Origin of the sequence: Rhodococcus sp. 27YEA15 (assembly GCF_049739425.1) — a bacterium.
Lineage (GTDB): Bacteria > Actinomycetota > Actinomycetes > Mycobacteriales > Mycobacteriaceae > Rhodococcus_F.
In genome coordinates this window covers 766,412-779,125 of sequence record NZ_JBMHHW010000001.1, presented here as the reverse complement: position 1 = coordinate 779,125, position 12,714 = coordinate 766,412, and the positions used below count along the sequence as shown (strand labels likewise).

The following is a 12,714-nucleotide window of genomic DNA, read 5'->3' as shown; positions in this document are numbered from 1 at the left end:
CCAACTAGCGGGGCATACGATCTCTCGAGTTCCCGCCACCGGCGACTGATCGAAAACCGGCAATATTTGACAAGAAGCCTACTAAACAGACTACGGTGAGCTACCAACCGGTTATCCGCGTGATACCGTAGGATTCACTGAAGAGAATAGTTCTAGCTAGAGAGGGTTACGAGGCGGTTCACAATGGCTGACTTTGCAGAAAGACTGAACAAACTGTTCGACAGTGTTCATCCTCCCGGGCGCAAACCCCACACCAACGCCGAGGTGGCAGCTGCACTCATCGAGGACGGCCATCAGATATCGAAGCCGTACATCTCGCAACTTCGCTCCGGACAGCGAACCAACCCGTCCGACGAGACAGTCGCAGCATTCGCCCGATTCTTCAAGGTGAAGCCCGACTACTTCTTCAACGACATCTACGCGGCGAAGATCGACCACGATCTCGAGTTGCTCTCGCAGCTACAGGGGTACGGACTGCGACGTCTGTCCAGCCGGGCATTCGACCTCTCCGAAGAGTCGCAGAACCTGCTCACCACCATGGCAGAGAAGCTACGCGCAAGCGAAGGACTGCCCGAGGTTCCTCCCGACGCCTCGCGCTGACCGAGAACCGAGCGGCGCCCCTCAGCGCTCTTTCAGACGATGACGAAGTAGGTCGACTACGCCGGTTGACCTACTTTTTTCGTACTCTCGTACTCTTTCGCCACCAGCAACACCCAATTGCGCGTCGACATCGACTCCGGCGGCGCTATCCAACTGGTATCCAAAACGTCGGCCGCCAGCGGCTCGTCGATCCACTTGGCCAAGATCGAGACATGCGATCCGATCGACCGTGGCGGTACAGCGGTTGCACCGTCGAACAAACCAGCTCCCGCCTGCACATACAGAGCATCCATGATCTGAGCGACCATGTCCGAGGCTCGAAGAACTGCTGTTCCGGCGGCGTTGTCCGAGTCGACCACCTCCGGGAACCTCTCCACCAGACGCCGGTGAACGCGTCGTAACCGCAACAGATCCAACTGCGCACTCACCCACGTCTCTCCAAGCACCCATACGATTCCGAGAGCAATCAACACATACGACGCTGACAGAAACCACCACGTCGAACCAGCGCCGAACACACTCGATTCGAGAGCCGGCACACCGCCGAATTCCCCCACGATCACCGCAACCGACACAACCAGAACAGCGGACGAGCCGAGCACGATCAACGCGATTCCGCGCCCCAACGGCGCCCACGCGACGTGGCGAAGTCCGGTGGAAATAACGAGAATCAACGCCACGACGACAAAAAGTAGCGCCGGAATCGCGTAACCGAACAAAACCGCGATCGACACCAACAAACCCACGACGTACAGCACCGTCGCGACACCGCGCATCGCGGCACGAGACATCACCGGCCACGCCGACACCGCCCCCACCGCGCTCGCCGCAGCCAAACCGACCCACAACACCAGCGACACCATCGCAGCAGCATGATGCTCCGGCGCTATCCGATCCACGATGTCCCACACCGCAGGCACCATCACGGTCGCCGACAGCGCCGCCGCGAAACCCACGAAAACCATCGATGTCCGCAACGGCGTCGCCGCACGAGCAACAACTCGACCCAGCCGCGCACCGGCGGCGAACCACACGATCAACGCAATACCCCATGCGATCATCCGATCGCCTCGTCGTACCGCAACACCGACAACGGTGTACCGCGACCGGCCATCGTTCTCAATCTCAAGATCAACATGGCCGCGAACGTTTCGGCCTCCCACTCCTCGATCACGTCCACAGGCACCGGATCGTTCCGCCGAATGGACCGCTGACTGAGCATGTACGCGATCAGATCGTCACTCGCTTCCAACGTGGACTCCACTATCTCCGCACCGCTGTGCCGAAACACTATGTGCCCCAACTCGTGAGCAAGGGTCCGGTCCGCATTGGGCAAGCCCGGAGCGAGCACGATCACGTCATGATCGTCGAACGCACGTCGCTGTCCACACACACCCGACGCCAGCGGGGTGTCCACATCGATCTCGATGGGACGATCACGCGCAACAGCCACAGCTCGCACCACAGTGTCCAGTGACACCGACTCCGATCCGGCGGCCGCATCACACACACTGCATCCACTGCAGCGACAACACGGCGATGAGAACGTCTCTTCGTCTGCATGATCTACGAACCTCCTGAAGAACCGGAAGAGAGAAACTCGGCCCGAGCTGCTGCCAGTCGCGCCTTCTGGAGCGAAGCGCCTCGAAAAGTCAGTGCGCCGGCAACACCGGCCACCGCGGCCAAACCTGCCACGCCACCGGCGACGGCCGCAGCATTCTGAATGGGAGGCAGAGCCTCGGCGAATACCGTCGGGGCAGATTCAGGCTGAGTCTGCTTCGGATTCAGCGCCTGTGGCGCAATAGAATTCGGAGCGGGTGACACATCAGGCGGGCTCGGAACACTCGCGGGCTGCTGTCCGGACGATCCCACTGTCTCTTGAAATGGCGGACCGGAAGGCGACACCGGGGAATTGTCCTGTCCTGCGGCAGGCGGGTCTGTGGGCGGTTCACGTGGCGGCACCACCACAGCAGGCGCTGGTTCAGTGGTGGCGGTCGAAGGCTCTTCGGTGATGTCTGCAGGTACAGAAGTCACTGCAGGTACAGAAGTCACTGTGGTCAGCTCTACCGGCTCCGGCGCAGTCGGCGGCTCAGTCGTGGTTCGCTCCACCGGGCCCGTCGTGGTCGGTTCCACCGAGGTCGTCGTGGTCGGTTCCACCGGGCCCGTCGTCGGTTCCACCGAGGTCGTCGTGGTCGGCTCCACCGAGGTCGTCGTGGTCGGCTCCACCGAGGTCGTCGTGGTCGGTTCCACCGAGGTCGTCGTCGGTTCCACCGAGGTCGGCTTCGTCGTCGTCGTCGGCTTCGTCGTCGTCGGCCTGGTTGTGGTCGGCTTCGTGATCGTCGGCCTGGTTGTGGTCGGCTTCGTGATCGTCGGCCTGGTTGTGGTCGGCTTCGTGATCGTCGGCCTGGTTGTGGTCGGCTTCGTGATCGTCGGCCTGGTTGTGGTCGGCTTCGTGATCGTCGGCCTGGTTGTGGTCGGCTTCGTGATCGTCGGCCTGGTTGTGGTCGGCTTCGTGATCGTCGGCCTGGTTGTGGTCGGCTTCGTGATCGTCGGCCTGGTTGTGGTCGGCTTCGTGATCGTCGGCCTGGTTGTGGTCGGCTTCGTGATCGTCGGCCTGGTTGTGGTCGGCTTCGTGATCGTCGGTTTAACCGGCGGCGTGGTCCGAGTGGGAGATGGTGTCACCACTGTGGTTCCACAGTGGTGATGACTATGGCAGTGCCACCTGCCACTGTCATACTGCTGGTCGGTAACGACATACGTGCCGGGCTGGGCAGCAACCACGGCAGGAAAGACCGAGACAGCAAGAAATCCGATCCCGGTCAGACACATCACGGCAACGAATGCCTTCGTCAACCGTCGTGGCTGGCTCATCCATCTCCTCCCCGGCACGAGCACGCGAACACCAACTGGGCGTGGCTGTGCTCCCCCTGCATATCGAGAGGCAAGGGTTCTCGTTACATATCAGGCAATTGTGTATCAGAGTCGCATCATGCCGTATTCGCGAGCGATCAGATGCCAGGCATCCTGTTCAGCGGTATGAGACATCGCACATTTCACCCCGCGAGCACATCGGATCGGCGAAACCATCCGGCGAGGATTCCGCTCCCTCCCAGCATCCATCGATGCAATGGCGAGTGCTGGAGTCGGTTCCGACGACTGCTTGGTCTGCTCCGTCGAACCGAGGATCGATATGCCGAGCCAGACAAAGAAGAGGCACCCTCCGCGTGAACGGAGGGCGCCTCTGACCTCTATTTTATGGTGGAGCTGAGGGGAATCGAACCCCTGACCTCTTCGATGCGAACGAAGCGCGCTACCAACTGCGCCACAGCCCCGGTACACCGCCGAAACGATGCTGGATCACACTATCAGGCCGCCGCGGCGAGAGTGGAATCGCCTGGCAATGGAGGCACCGTCATAGCCCGGAGGCGCGACGCATCTCCGCTCGAACAGCCATTTCCTCGTAGTGGTCGAGGTGATCGAACGTCGGATCCTCGTCGTCGATCTCCAGCACTACCGCGCCCGGGCGACGCAGCCTGGACGGAATGAGTCGCAGCTCTTCGTCAGTGTGCGATTCGACTCCGAGCCGCGAGCGATTCAGTCGCTCGGTACGGCGGCGACGAATTTCCTGTTCGATTCGGACCTGACGACGCAGATATGCGAGGTATCCGCCCAATCCGACCACGGCGATACCGAATACCCACCAGACCATCGGCGAGATGATGAGTGCCAGTGCGCCCGCCATGATCGAGATGAAAGCCAAGCCGAGGAGCGTGCGCTGACGGAAGGCATACCGCGCTTCTCTGGCGATCGCGTCGGCTTGCGGATCGAACCCGCCGCGCCCGCGCCGAACCGGCACGTATTCGCCGACCGGCGCGCGTACACCGGTGTCGTGATCGTCGTCTGCGTGAGTGTCCATCTGGTCCTCCGCGTCGTAGCTGTTGCGCACTGGTTCGGGTTGCCAGTTCGGATCGCTTCGATGTCCTGCTGCCGGTCCGCGTTGAACTGGGTTGCTGTCGCCGCGGTGAAGAACTCTGGTCGCAAGTGCGGCATCGCTGGTTTGGCGAATCCTGGGACGTTTGTTGACGATCATCGGGACCAGGACGAACAGCCATACGGCCACGAGCCCGATCCACACGAATGAACTCGGCATGCCGGGGCCTCCTCCCAATCACCTACCAGCACCTACACCAGCCGTTGACGTTTAAAGGTTAACGGCAGACGCCCCCGCATCGTTGCCGACGCGCCGAACCTCACCTTACCCATGTGTCACATGCGTACCGAACCAAACTGACCGTTTAATACGAAATGCCTCGATAATTCATCGAAGCAAAGGTCACAATTTCCGGGGAGCAAAGTCCATGGGGATTCGGTAACCACGATTTTGCTCACCACCACCCCCGGTTTCCGTCACACCCACGACGCGCGGCCACTCCGAACCATTTTGTCGGCCACCGTAGTTCGTACTTCTTCGACGGTCATTGCGACCAGGATGTGGTCTCGCCACCGCCCGTCGACGTCGAGATATCGTTCCAGCAGGCCTTCCTCCCGGAACCCGACATTCCTCAACACCGCTCGACTGGCTGCGTTTTCCGGGCGCACCGTCGCTTCGACACGATGCAGCCCTACCGTGGAAAACGCGTGGTCGAGTGTCAGAGCGAGGGCAGCCGTCGCCACGCCGCCACCGACGGCATGCGAACCTACCCAATAGCCCACCCATGCCGACCGTAGTGCTCCCCGCACGATATTCCCGACGGTGATCTGCCCGCAGTACTTACCGTCGAGCTCGATGGCCATCGGCAGAAGTCGGCCCTTGCGCGCCTCCGACCGGAGACTTCCACACATCGACGGCCACACCGTGATGTGGTGGCGTACCTCCCACGGCGACTCGCCGGTCGGCTCCCAAGGCTCGAGGTGCTCACGATCGCGGATCCGCAGCCGACTCCACGTCGACGCGTCTCGCAACTTGACCGGACGAACCGTGACCACACCGGCGGCCACCCGCAACGGACCGAGATCGGCCGGCCAGCCAGGATGAACAGACATCATCTCTCCATCGATCGAGGCCGCAGTCGGTCAGCCACGCTGGGCGAGGAACGCGACATCGACTTCTTCACCGATGTGGACCTCGGTGACATCGCGATCGAGCAGGACCAGGCAGTTGGCCTCCGCCAACGTCGCCAACAGGTGCGAGGACGACCCGGGAGCGCCGCCGAGGGCTTGCACCAGGTACTCGCCGGTGGCTTCGTCTCGCATCAGCTGTCCACGCAGGAATCCCTTGCGGTCGGCGATCGACGTGATGGTTCCCACTGTCCGTGCGCGCACGACGCGGCGCATCGGCTGGCGACGTCCCAACGCGATCCGGATCAACGGGCGGACCATCACCTCGAACACGACGAGCGCGCTGACCGGGTTGGACGGCAGGAGGAAGGTCGGCACTTCGTCTCGGCCGAGCTGACCGAATCCCTGGACGGAGCCGGGGTGCATGGCGACTCGTTCGACTTCGAGGGTGCCGAGATCCGACAGGGCCTCACGAACTTCGTCGGACGCCCCGCCGCCCACTGCACCCGCGATCACCACGATTTCCGAACGGATGAGTTGTCCCTCGACGACTTCCCGCAGCCTGCGAGCGTCGGAACCGGCGATGCCGACTCGGTTGACGTCCGCCCCGGCGTCGCGGGCTGCGGCAGCGAGTGCGTACGAGTTGACGTCGTACACCTGTCCTGGACCGGGAGTGCGATCGATGTCGACGAGTTCCCCACCCACACTGATGACCGACAACCGCGGCCTCGGGTGAACGAGGACCTTGTCCCGCCCGACTGCCGCGAGCAAGCCGACCTGAGCTGCTCCGATGATGGTGCCGGCTCGAACCGCGACATCGCCCGGTTGGACGTCGTCGCCGGCTCGGCGAACATAGTCTCCGGACCGCACCTGCTCGAACACCCGAACCCGGGCACGGCCGCCGTCGGTGTGCTCCAGCGGGAGAACCGCGTCGGCAAGAGTGGGCAACGGGGCTCCGGTGTCGACGCGTACCGCTTGGCGTGGTTGAAGTCGAATGGGTTGACGCGAACCCGCGGTCACCTCTCCGACCACCGGCAACGTGAGATCTACCGGTTCGCCGTCCTCGCCACGCATGTCCGATCCCGCACCGACCACGTCGACGCTACGCACTGCATATCCGTCGATGGCCGCCTGATCGAATCCGGGCAGAGGTCGCTCGGTCACCACTTCCTCAGCGCACAACAAACCTTGGGCCTCGGAGATGGCCACTCGAACCGGCCGGGGCGCCACTGCAGCAGCTGTCACCCTGGTCTGCTGCTCCTCAACCGACCGCATCTGGTCCGCGTCCTCCTGTGTCTCGAATCCGGCGATAGTCGTCAGACGGTGTGCTTCTCGTCGATCAATTCGTCAGTCCATGATGCCTTGCCCAGTCGGGCAGGCGCTCTCGATACTGCGTCATGAAACGACCGACTACCGCGACGACACGCTCAACGTTCGAGACGGTCTGTCAGCCACTCCCGTAGCGACGGGCCGTAGTCCTCGCTGTCGAGAGCGAAGTCCACGGACGCTCGAAGATAGCCACCCGGGTTACCGAGGTCGTGCCTGGTCCCCCGGTGTACGACGACGTGCACCGGATGTCCCTCCGAGATCAGCAACGCAATGGCGTCGGTCAGTTGGAGTTCGCCGCCCGTCCCGGGCACGATCCGACGAAGTGCGTCGAAGATCGCACGGTCGAGCAGGTATCGCCCAGCTGCCGCATACGTGGACGGTGCGTCCTCGATCGACGGCTTCTCGACCATCCCGACGACCTTGAGCACGTCCGGGTTGACGGCGTCCGGGACGGTTTCGACATCGAAGACCCCGTAGGCGCTGACCTCGCTCTTGGGTACGTCGATCGCGCAGAGCACGGAACCGCCGCGCTTGGCACGGACGCGTGCCATTATCTCGAGGACGCCTCGTGGCAATACGAGGTCGTCGGGAAGAAGTACCGCTACGGCGTCTTCGTCGTCGTCGAGCACTGCCTCGACGCATCCGACGGCGTGGCCGAGTCCGAGTGGCTGCTCCTGGATGACGGAGTCCACTTCGAGGAGTCCGGCGGCTTTGCGAACCTTGGCCAGTAGAGCGAACTTGCCGCTCGCTTCCAATTTGCTTTCGAGTACCAGGTCTTCGACGAAATGCGCGACCACGCCGTCCTTGCCTGGCGAGGTGACGATGACCAGTCGTTCGGCGCCGGAGTCTGCTGCTTCCCCTGCCACGAGTTCGATGCCGGGTGTGTCCACAACCGGAAGCAGTTCCTTGGGGACCGTTTTGGTGGCCGGCAAGAAACGGGTTCCCAGGCCCGCGGCGGGAACCACGGCTGTACGGAAAGCGCTCTTACTGGTGGCGACGACGTCTGTCATGCCAACACCATAGCCGCCAGTTGTTACCCGTCGGTTGTCCTGATGCCTATCGTTGACCTGTGCCACTTCCGACAAAGCCGCAATGGCGTCAAACCATCCTGGACGCTCGGTCCGACTTGTCCGAAGCGATCCGACATGCGGAAACTTCGGCGCTCATCACGCATGTAGCGTCGTTGATCGAGCGTGGTTCGACGGTCTGTGCGTACGTGCCGACCCGGACCGAACCTGGTTCCACCGAGTTGCTCGACGCACTGGCGGAGCGCGCAGTGCGGGTACTGCTCCCGATCACCGGGGATCCTGGGCCGCTGTCCTGGGTCGAGTACACGGGTGCGGCTGCATTGCGCCCCGCCAAGTACGGTCTCCGCGAGCCGACGGGGCCGGTGCTTCCACCGTCGACCGTCGGTCTGGCCGAGACAATTCTGGTGCCTGCGCTCGCCGTGGATCGGAGTGGAACTCGCCTCGGACGCGGCGCAGGCTTTTACGACCGGACGCTCGGTGCAGTTGCGCCCGAGGCCCGGCTCGTCGCCGTCGTCCGGGACGACGAACTGGTCAACCAGTTACCTGCGGACGAACACGACATACCGATGGGATGGGCCCTGACACCGACATCCGGAGTCACCCGCCTGAACCGGGACGCGGGGCGGGAACAAAAACCTGATTAGCGCTGTTGGCACTGCCACTTGTAGAGTGCTAACTGCTGCGGTGTGAATACGCGGTTCGGATACATAGCGGAGGAAGCCAAGTGCCCACTTACTCATACGCATGTACGGAATGTGACAACCGTTTCGACATCGTCCAGTCCTTCAGCGACGACTCGCTGACGGTGTGCCCGGCGTGCTCCGGCAAACTCCGCAAGCTGTTCAACTCGGTCGGCATCGTGTTCAAGGGCAGCGGCTTCTACCGCACCGACAGCCGTGGTAGTTCGGGAACAGCCAGTGAGCCCGCGGCCAAGAACGACTCGGCTCCCGCCGCGAAGAGCGAATCGGCGCCCGCGGCAAAAACCGAGTCGAGCTCGTCGAGCAGCGCGGCTACGCCTGCCAAAGCTCCCGCCAACTGATCTGTCGGCCTTCTCCATCCGACTTTCTGCACAACCTCACTGGTTGTCCACATCTGAACAACTTATGGCCGGACGCTGTGCGTCCGGCCATAAGTTGCCTGTATGCCGCCAGCTCTTCCGCACCTGACCCGGATCATCGGTTCACGGGCCGCCGCTCACCGAGATCTGACGCCCAACCTCGTCGACCGATTGTCCGTCGCCGCGGAATCGAAGCGTGTGTCCGCCACGGTGGTCCGGCGGGTGGCGGCACTGGCCCTCGCTCTACTCGGTATCGTCCTTCTCGTTCGCCCCGATCCGGCATCGGAACGTATCGCAGTGGTCGTCGCTGCCCACGACCTGAGCTCCGGCCGAGTCATCGAGGCCGCCGATCTCGACATCCGTGAATTCGCCGCGGGGCAGCTTCCCGACGGCACGCTCACCGAACCGGCCGACGCCCTCGGGAGTACTGCCGCCGGACCGATGCGCGCCGGGGAGATAGTGACGGACAGCCGACTTCTGGGCTCGCGCCTCGCCGGGCTCGCAGTAGGTTCCGACGACGCCCGGATAGTCCCGGTCCGGCTGGCCGACCCTGCGGTGGCGAATATCCTGCACACCGGGGACAGCGTCGACGTCCTCACCACCATGCCCGACACTCCGAACGAATCAAGCAACCACAGCGCTCCCCGAGTCCTGGCCAACGGGGCGATAGTCGTTTTGGTGACGGCGCCTACGGACACCCGTAACCAGCGGGAACAGGTAGTCATGCTCGCGCTTCCCGTCGATGCCGCTCATGCCGTCGCCGCCGCATCCCTCGCCACTGCCTTGACCGTGACCTTCAGGTAACTCACGCGGACAACGCCGCTCCTCTAATATTTTTGCAGTCGGTTCCACACCGGAACCACCGTGCACTCGCCACGGAGAATCGAGGGGACACCGAAATGCTCAAGGGATTCAAGGACTTCCTGCTCCGCGGGAATGTGTTGGACTTGGCTGTCGCAGTTGTCGTCGGTGCCGCATTCACCGCGATCGTGACGGCGTTCACCGAGAACATCATCAATCCTCTGGTCGCGGCTATCGGCGGATCCGATGATCTCGGCTTCGGCACCGAGATCATCGCCGGAAACCGGGAGACATTCGTCAACTTCGGCTCGGTGATCACCGCGATCATCAATTTCGTCATCATTGCGGCCGTCGTCTACTTCGTACTGATAGTTCCGGCGAACGCTGCCAAGAAGAAGTTCGTATCCGAGCCGGAGGACAAGGAAGCCAGCGAAACCGATCTGCTCATCCAGATCCGCGACATCCTTTCGGCCAACGCCGGTCCGGACAGCGGCGCCCACGCCAAGTCGCTCGAGTAAGACCGACAGACGGGTCGGGCCTGGCGAGTTGTCACTCGCCAGGCCCGATTTCTTTTGTCCACTGTCTTGTTCAGCCGTGGTGCGGTGGGACCTGTCCGCGCAGCCACTCGTCGTCCGTCGACGGGTGGCCTTCGGGTCCACGTTCGTCCGAGGTCGTCTCGGGGAACACGTCCCCGAAGACGCGGGCAAGCCTGGCCCGGTCGACGGGCGTCGAAGCGGAACTGCTCTCGGTCACTGCTCAGCCGTCCAGCCTGGACAACTCGGCGATGACATGACTCGCCAACACCGTCAACGTGGCCATTCCGTCTCGAATCGCCGGTCGCGTCGACGCAAGATTGGCCACCACCGTACTGCCGGACACTCCGACAAGCCCGCGGGACAATCCGGCTTCGAGCGAACCTGCCGAGAGACCTGACGCGCGAAGTGCCTCGGCGATGCCTGGAATCTCGCGGTCGAGCACCTCGGCGGTGACGTCCGGGGTGACATCACGCGGGGAGACGCCCGTCCCGCCGACCGAGATGACCAGGTCGACGCCGCCGATGACGGCGGTGTTGAGAGCGTTGCGAATCTCCACCTCGTCGGCGGCGACGGCGACAGTCGCGTCGACGAGGAACCCGGCTTCGTTCAGCAGCTCGGTGACCAGCGGTCCGATGGAGTCCGTGTTGTCGCCGTGCGCGGTGCGATCGTCGACGATCACTACGAGGGCACGGCCGGCCGAAGTGGCTTCGAGTTCCATGCCCCCTACCGTAGTGGCCGAACCCAGGTCGGTAGCGAGTCGGTCGAGAATCGGCTCGAGCAACAGTTGGTCATCGGACATCAGCGGCCTCCCGGCACTGTAAGCTGCGGCTGCGCGGTGGACTGCGCCGTCGAGGTACCGAGGGTGACGTCGGCGGTCTTGGTCTGACCGCCTTCGGTGTAGGTGATGGTCACCTTGTCGCCGGGGGCATGGGAACGAACCGCGGCGATCAGGGAATCGCCGTCCGCGATGACCCGGTCGTCGACCTTGGTGATGACGGCACCCTTCGGGATTTCGGCGGAGGCGGCCGGTCCGTCGGGTGTGACATCCATGACCGTGGCTCCGTCGGCGTTGTCCTGTTGTGGCACGGTGACTCCGATGATCGCCTGGGTGGCCGAGCCCGTCTTGACGAGTTCGTCGGCGATTCGACGCGCCTGATCGATCGGGATTGCGAAACCGAGTCCGATCGACCCGCTCTGCCCGCCCGAGGACGCCCCCAAGGATGCGATGGCCGTGTTGACGCCGATCAATTTTCCGTCCATGTTGACCAGCGCACCACCGGAGTTGCCCGGGTTGATGGCCGCGTCGGTCTGCAGGGCGTCGATGACCGTGTTCTGGTTGCCCGACTCGCCGCTGGTGGAGACCGGGCGGTTGAGTGCGGAGATGATTCCCTCGGTCACTGTTCCGGCCAGGCCGAGCGGGGATCCGACGGCGACGACCTGCTGGCCCACCTGCACGTCCGCTGACGTTCCCAGATCGATCGGGGTGAGATCGTTACGTCCTTCGACCTTGATGACGGCGATATCGGATACCGGATCGGCACCGACCAGCTTCGCGGGCGCTTTGCTTCCGTCCGAGAACGTCACGCGCAGTTGCGCTCCTTGCGCGCCGGCGACGTGGTTGTTGGTGAGGATCAGACCGTCCGAGGACAAAATGACTCCGGAACCTTCACCGCCCTGGCCCTGACTTGTCTGCACCTCGATCTGTACCACACTCGGCACTACCTTGGCGGCTACCGCCTGCACCGAGCCGGCCGGCGCATTGGAGGTGTTGGTGGCGGAGACCTTGGGCGCGGCAAGCGAATTGGTCACGGTGGTGGTACCACCGTCACGGTTGGCAACCGTTGCCCCTATCGCACCGCCGACGCCACCGCCGACGAGCACGAGCGCCAACGCGCCGGCCACCAGCGCCATCCGTCCGGACCGCTTGGGCGGAGTGGGCGCTGAACCGGGGCCCTGCAAGGCGGGCGGTACCGGTGGCCCACCTGGACCCGCCGGGCCACCGGATCCACCGGCCCCGGAAGGCGTGTACGGGTTCGCGGGTGGGTATCCGCTCGGTTGTGCACCGTGTTGTGGGTGGGCTCCGAATGACTGAGTCGGCTGCGGCACCTGACCGTACTGCTGGTTGGGCTGACCGGACTGATACGGCTGTCCGAAGGATTCCGTCGGCCGTGTGAAGGATTCGGTGGGGTGAGCCGGCCCCTGAGCAGTGGTCGGATGGGCTTCGGTCGGCTGAGCTGCGGTCGGGTCGTTCTGCGGCTGCTCGGGACGGTTCGGCCCGACATTGCGATCCTCGGTCATCGGCTCA

Annotated in this window: 14 protein-coding genes, 1 tRNA gene and 1 pseudogene; 6 read left to right on the top strand and 10 right to left on the bottom strand. The window is 63.5% G+C overall.

Going from position 1 to position 12,714, the window contains the following annotated elements; translation table 11 throughout:
* Positions 1 to 183: 183 nt before the first annotated feature.
* Positions 184 to 600 (top strand): helix-turn-helix domain-containing protein, encoded by a 417-nt coding sequence (locus ABH922_RS03650; RefSeq protein WP_003946231.1) that lies wholly within the window; start codon positions 184 to 186, stop codon positions 598 to 600.
* Between the two features lie 56 nt (positions 601 to 656).
* Here ABH922_RS03650 and ABH922_RS03645 read toward each other — a convergent pair whose 3' ends face one another.
* Together ABH922_RS03645 and ABH922_RS03640 are read right to left on the bottom strand one after the other, a co-directional pair.
* The gene (locus tag ABH922_RS03645) at positions 657 to 1,661 is read right to left on the bottom strand and encodes a hypothetical protein (protein ID WP_424805634.1); all 1,005 of its coding nucleotides are present in this window, start codon (positions 1,659 to 1,661) and stop codon (positions 657 to 659) included.
* Positions 1,658 to 2,163: pseudogene (locus tag ABH922_RS03640) on the bottom strand (ImmA/IrrE family metallo-endopeptidase). The gene ABH922_RS03645 and the pseudogene ABH922_RS03640 overlap by 4 nt, the downstream one beginning before the upstream one ends.
* A gap of 448 nt (positions 2,164 to 2,611) precedes the next feature.
* Here ABH922_RS03640 and ABH922_RS03635 point away from each other — a divergent pair.
* Complete coding sequence (locus ABH922_RS03635; protein ID WP_424805632.1) at positions 2,612 to 3,304, top strand: hypothetical protein; 693 nt, start codon at positions 2,612 to 2,614, stop codon at positions 3,302 to 3,304.
* A 552-nt stretch (positions 3,305 to 3,856) separates the two neighbouring features.
* On the opposite strand, the gene ABH922_RS03630 is transcribed toward ABH922_RS03635, so the two are convergent.
* From ABH922_RS03630 to ABH922_RS03610, 5 genes are all read right to left on the bottom strand, one after another.
* Positions 3,857 to 3,932, bottom strand: a tRNA-Ala gene (locus ABH922_RS03630).
* Positions 3,933 to 4,012: 80 nt separating this feature from the next.
* Positions 4,013 to 4,750 (bottom strand): gephyrin-like molybdotransferase receptor GlpR, encoded by a 738-nt coding sequence (gene glpR, locus ABH922_RS03625; protein ID WP_424805631.1) that lies wholly within the window; start codon positions 4,748 to 4,750, stop codon positions 4,013 to 4,015.
* 257 nt (positions 4,751 to 5,007) lie between these two features.
* The gene (locus tag ABH922_RS03620; RefSeq protein WP_424805630.1) at positions 5,008 to 5,643 is read right to left on the bottom strand and encodes a GNAT family N-acetyltransferase; all 636 of its coding nucleotides are present in this window, start codon (positions 5,641 to 5,643) and stop codon (positions 5,008 to 5,010) included.
* Between the two features lie 30 nt (positions 5,644 to 5,673).
* Positions 5,674 to 6,933 carry a gephyrin-like molybdotransferase Glp gene (gene glp, locus ABH922_RS03615; protein WP_424805628.1) on the bottom strand — a complete coding sequence of 420 codons (1,260 nt, stop codon included), beginning with the start codon at positions 6,931 to 6,933 and terminating at the stop codon, positions 5,674 to 5,676.
* Positions 6,934 to 7,085: 152 nt separating this feature from the next.
* The gene (locus ABH922_RS03610) at positions 7,086 to 7,997 is read right to left on the bottom strand and encodes a UTP--glucose-1-phosphate uridylyltransferase (RefSeq protein WP_424805627.1); all 912 of its coding nucleotides are present in this window, start codon (positions 7,995 to 7,997) and stop codon (positions 7,086 to 7,088) included.
* Positions 7,998 to 8,056: 59 nt separating this feature from the next.
* Here ABH922_RS03610 and ABH922_RS03605 point away from each other — a divergent pair, with 59 nt between their 5' ends.
* From ABH922_RS03605 to mscL, 4 genes are all read left to right on the top strand, one after another.
* The gene (locus tag ABH922_RS03605) at positions 8,057 to 8,659 is read left to right on the top strand and encodes a 5-formyltetrahydrofolate cyclo-ligase (RefSeq protein WP_424805626.1); all 603 of its coding nucleotides are present in this window, start codon (positions 8,057 to 8,059) and stop codon (positions 8,657 to 8,659) included.
* A gap of 80 nt (positions 8,660 to 8,739) precedes the next feature.
* Positions 8,740 to 9,054 carry an FmdB family zinc ribbon protein gene (locus tag ABH922_RS03600; protein ID WP_424805625.1) on the top strand — a complete coding sequence of 105 codons (315 nt, stop codon included), beginning with the start codon at positions 8,740 to 8,742 and terminating at the stop codon, positions 9,052 to 9,054.
* 102 nt (positions 9,055 to 9,156) lie between these two features.
* Positions 9,157 to 9,876 carry an SAF domain-containing protein gene (locus ABH922_RS03595; RefSeq protein ID WP_424805624.1) on the top strand — a complete coding sequence of 240 codons (720 nt, stop codon included), beginning with the start codon at positions 9,157 to 9,159 and terminating at the stop codon, positions 9,874 to 9,876.
* Positions 9,877 to 9,971: 95 nt separating this feature from the next.
* The gene (gene mscL / locus ABH922_RS03590) at positions 9,972 to 10,391 is read left to right on the top strand and encodes a large conductance mechanosensitive channel protein MscL (RefSeq protein ID WP_424805623.1); all 420 of its coding nucleotides are present in this window, start codon (positions 9,972 to 9,974) and stop codon (positions 10,389 to 10,391) included.
* A 70-nt stretch (positions 10,392 to 10,461) separates the two neighbouring features.
* On the opposite strand, the gene ABH922_RS03585 is transcribed toward mscL, so the two are convergent.
* The 3 genes from ABH922_RS03585 to ABH922_RS03575 form a co-directional block, all read right to left on the bottom strand.
* Positions 10,462 to 10,626: a hypothetical protein gene (locus ABH922_RS03585; RefSeq protein WP_424805622.1), complete on the bottom strand. Its 165-nt coding sequence runs from the start codon at positions 10,624 to 10,626 to the stop codon at positions 10,462 to 10,464.
* Between the two features lie 3 nt (positions 10,627 to 10,629).
* Positions 10,630 to 11,127, bottom strand: a complete 498-nt coding sequence (locus tag ABH922_RS03580; RefSeq protein WP_424809549.1) for a MogA/MoaB family molybdenum cofactor biosynthesis protein — start codon at positions 11,125 to 11,127, stop codon at positions 10,630 to 10,632.
* Positions 11,128 to 11,207: 80 nt separating this feature from the next.
* Positions 11,208 to 12,707 (bottom strand): trypsin-like peptidase domain-containing protein, encoded by a 1,500-nt coding sequence (locus ABH922_RS03575; RefSeq protein WP_424805621.1) that lies wholly within the window; start codon positions 12,705 to 12,707, stop codon positions 11,208 to 11,210.
* Between the last annotated feature and the right edge of the window lie 7 nt (positions 12,708 to 12,714).

What these genes read in the sequence shown, in the direction of transcription:
- ABH922_RS03650 (WP_003946231.1), top strand. Translation starts at nt 184, where the DNA reads ATGGCTGACTTTGCAGAAAGACTGAACAAACTGTTCGACAGTGTTCAT.
- ABH922_RS03645 (WP_424805634.1), bottom strand. Translation starts at nt 1,661, where the DNA reads ATGATCGCATGGGGTATTGCGTTGATCGTGTGGTTCGCCGCCGGTGCG.
- ABH922_RS03635 (WP_424805632.1), top strand. Translation starts at nt 2,612, where the DNA reads ATGTCTGCAGGTACAGAAGTCACTGCAGGTACAGAAGTCACTGTGGTC.
- glpR (WP_424805631.1), bottom strand. Translation starts at nt 4,750, where the DNA reads ATGCCGAGTTCATTCGTGTGGATCGGGCTCGTGGCCGTATGGCTGTTC.
- ABH922_RS03620 (WP_424805630.1), bottom strand. Translation starts at nt 5,643, where the DNA reads ATGTCTGTTCATCCTGGCTGGCCGGCCGATCTCGGTCCGTTGCGGGTG.
- glp (WP_424805628.1), bottom strand. Translation starts at nt 6,933, where the DNA reads ATGCGGTCGGTTGAGGAGCAGCAGACCAGGGTGACAGCTGCTGCAGTG.
- ABH922_RS03610 (WP_424805627.1), bottom strand. Translation starts at nt 7,997, where the DNA reads ATGACAGACGTCGTCGCCACCAGTAAGAGCGCTTTCCGTACAGCCGTG.
- ABH922_RS03595 (WP_424805624.1), top strand. Translation starts at nt 9,157, where the DNA reads ATGCCGCCAGCTCTTCCGCACCTGACCCGGATCATCGGTTCACGGGCC.
- mscL (WP_424805623.1), top strand. Translation starts at nt 9,972, where the DNA reads ATGCTCAAGGGATTCAAGGACTTCCTGCTCCGCGGGAATGTGTTGGAC.
- ABH922_RS03580 (WP_424809549.1), bottom strand. Translation starts at nt 11,127, where the DNA reads ATGGAACTCGAAGCCACTTCGGCCGGCCGTGCCCTCGTAGTGATCGTC.
- ABH922_RS03575 (WP_424805621.1), bottom strand. Translation starts at nt 12,707, where the DNA reads ATGACCGAGGATCGCAATGTCGGGCCGAACCGTCCCGAGCAGCCGCAG.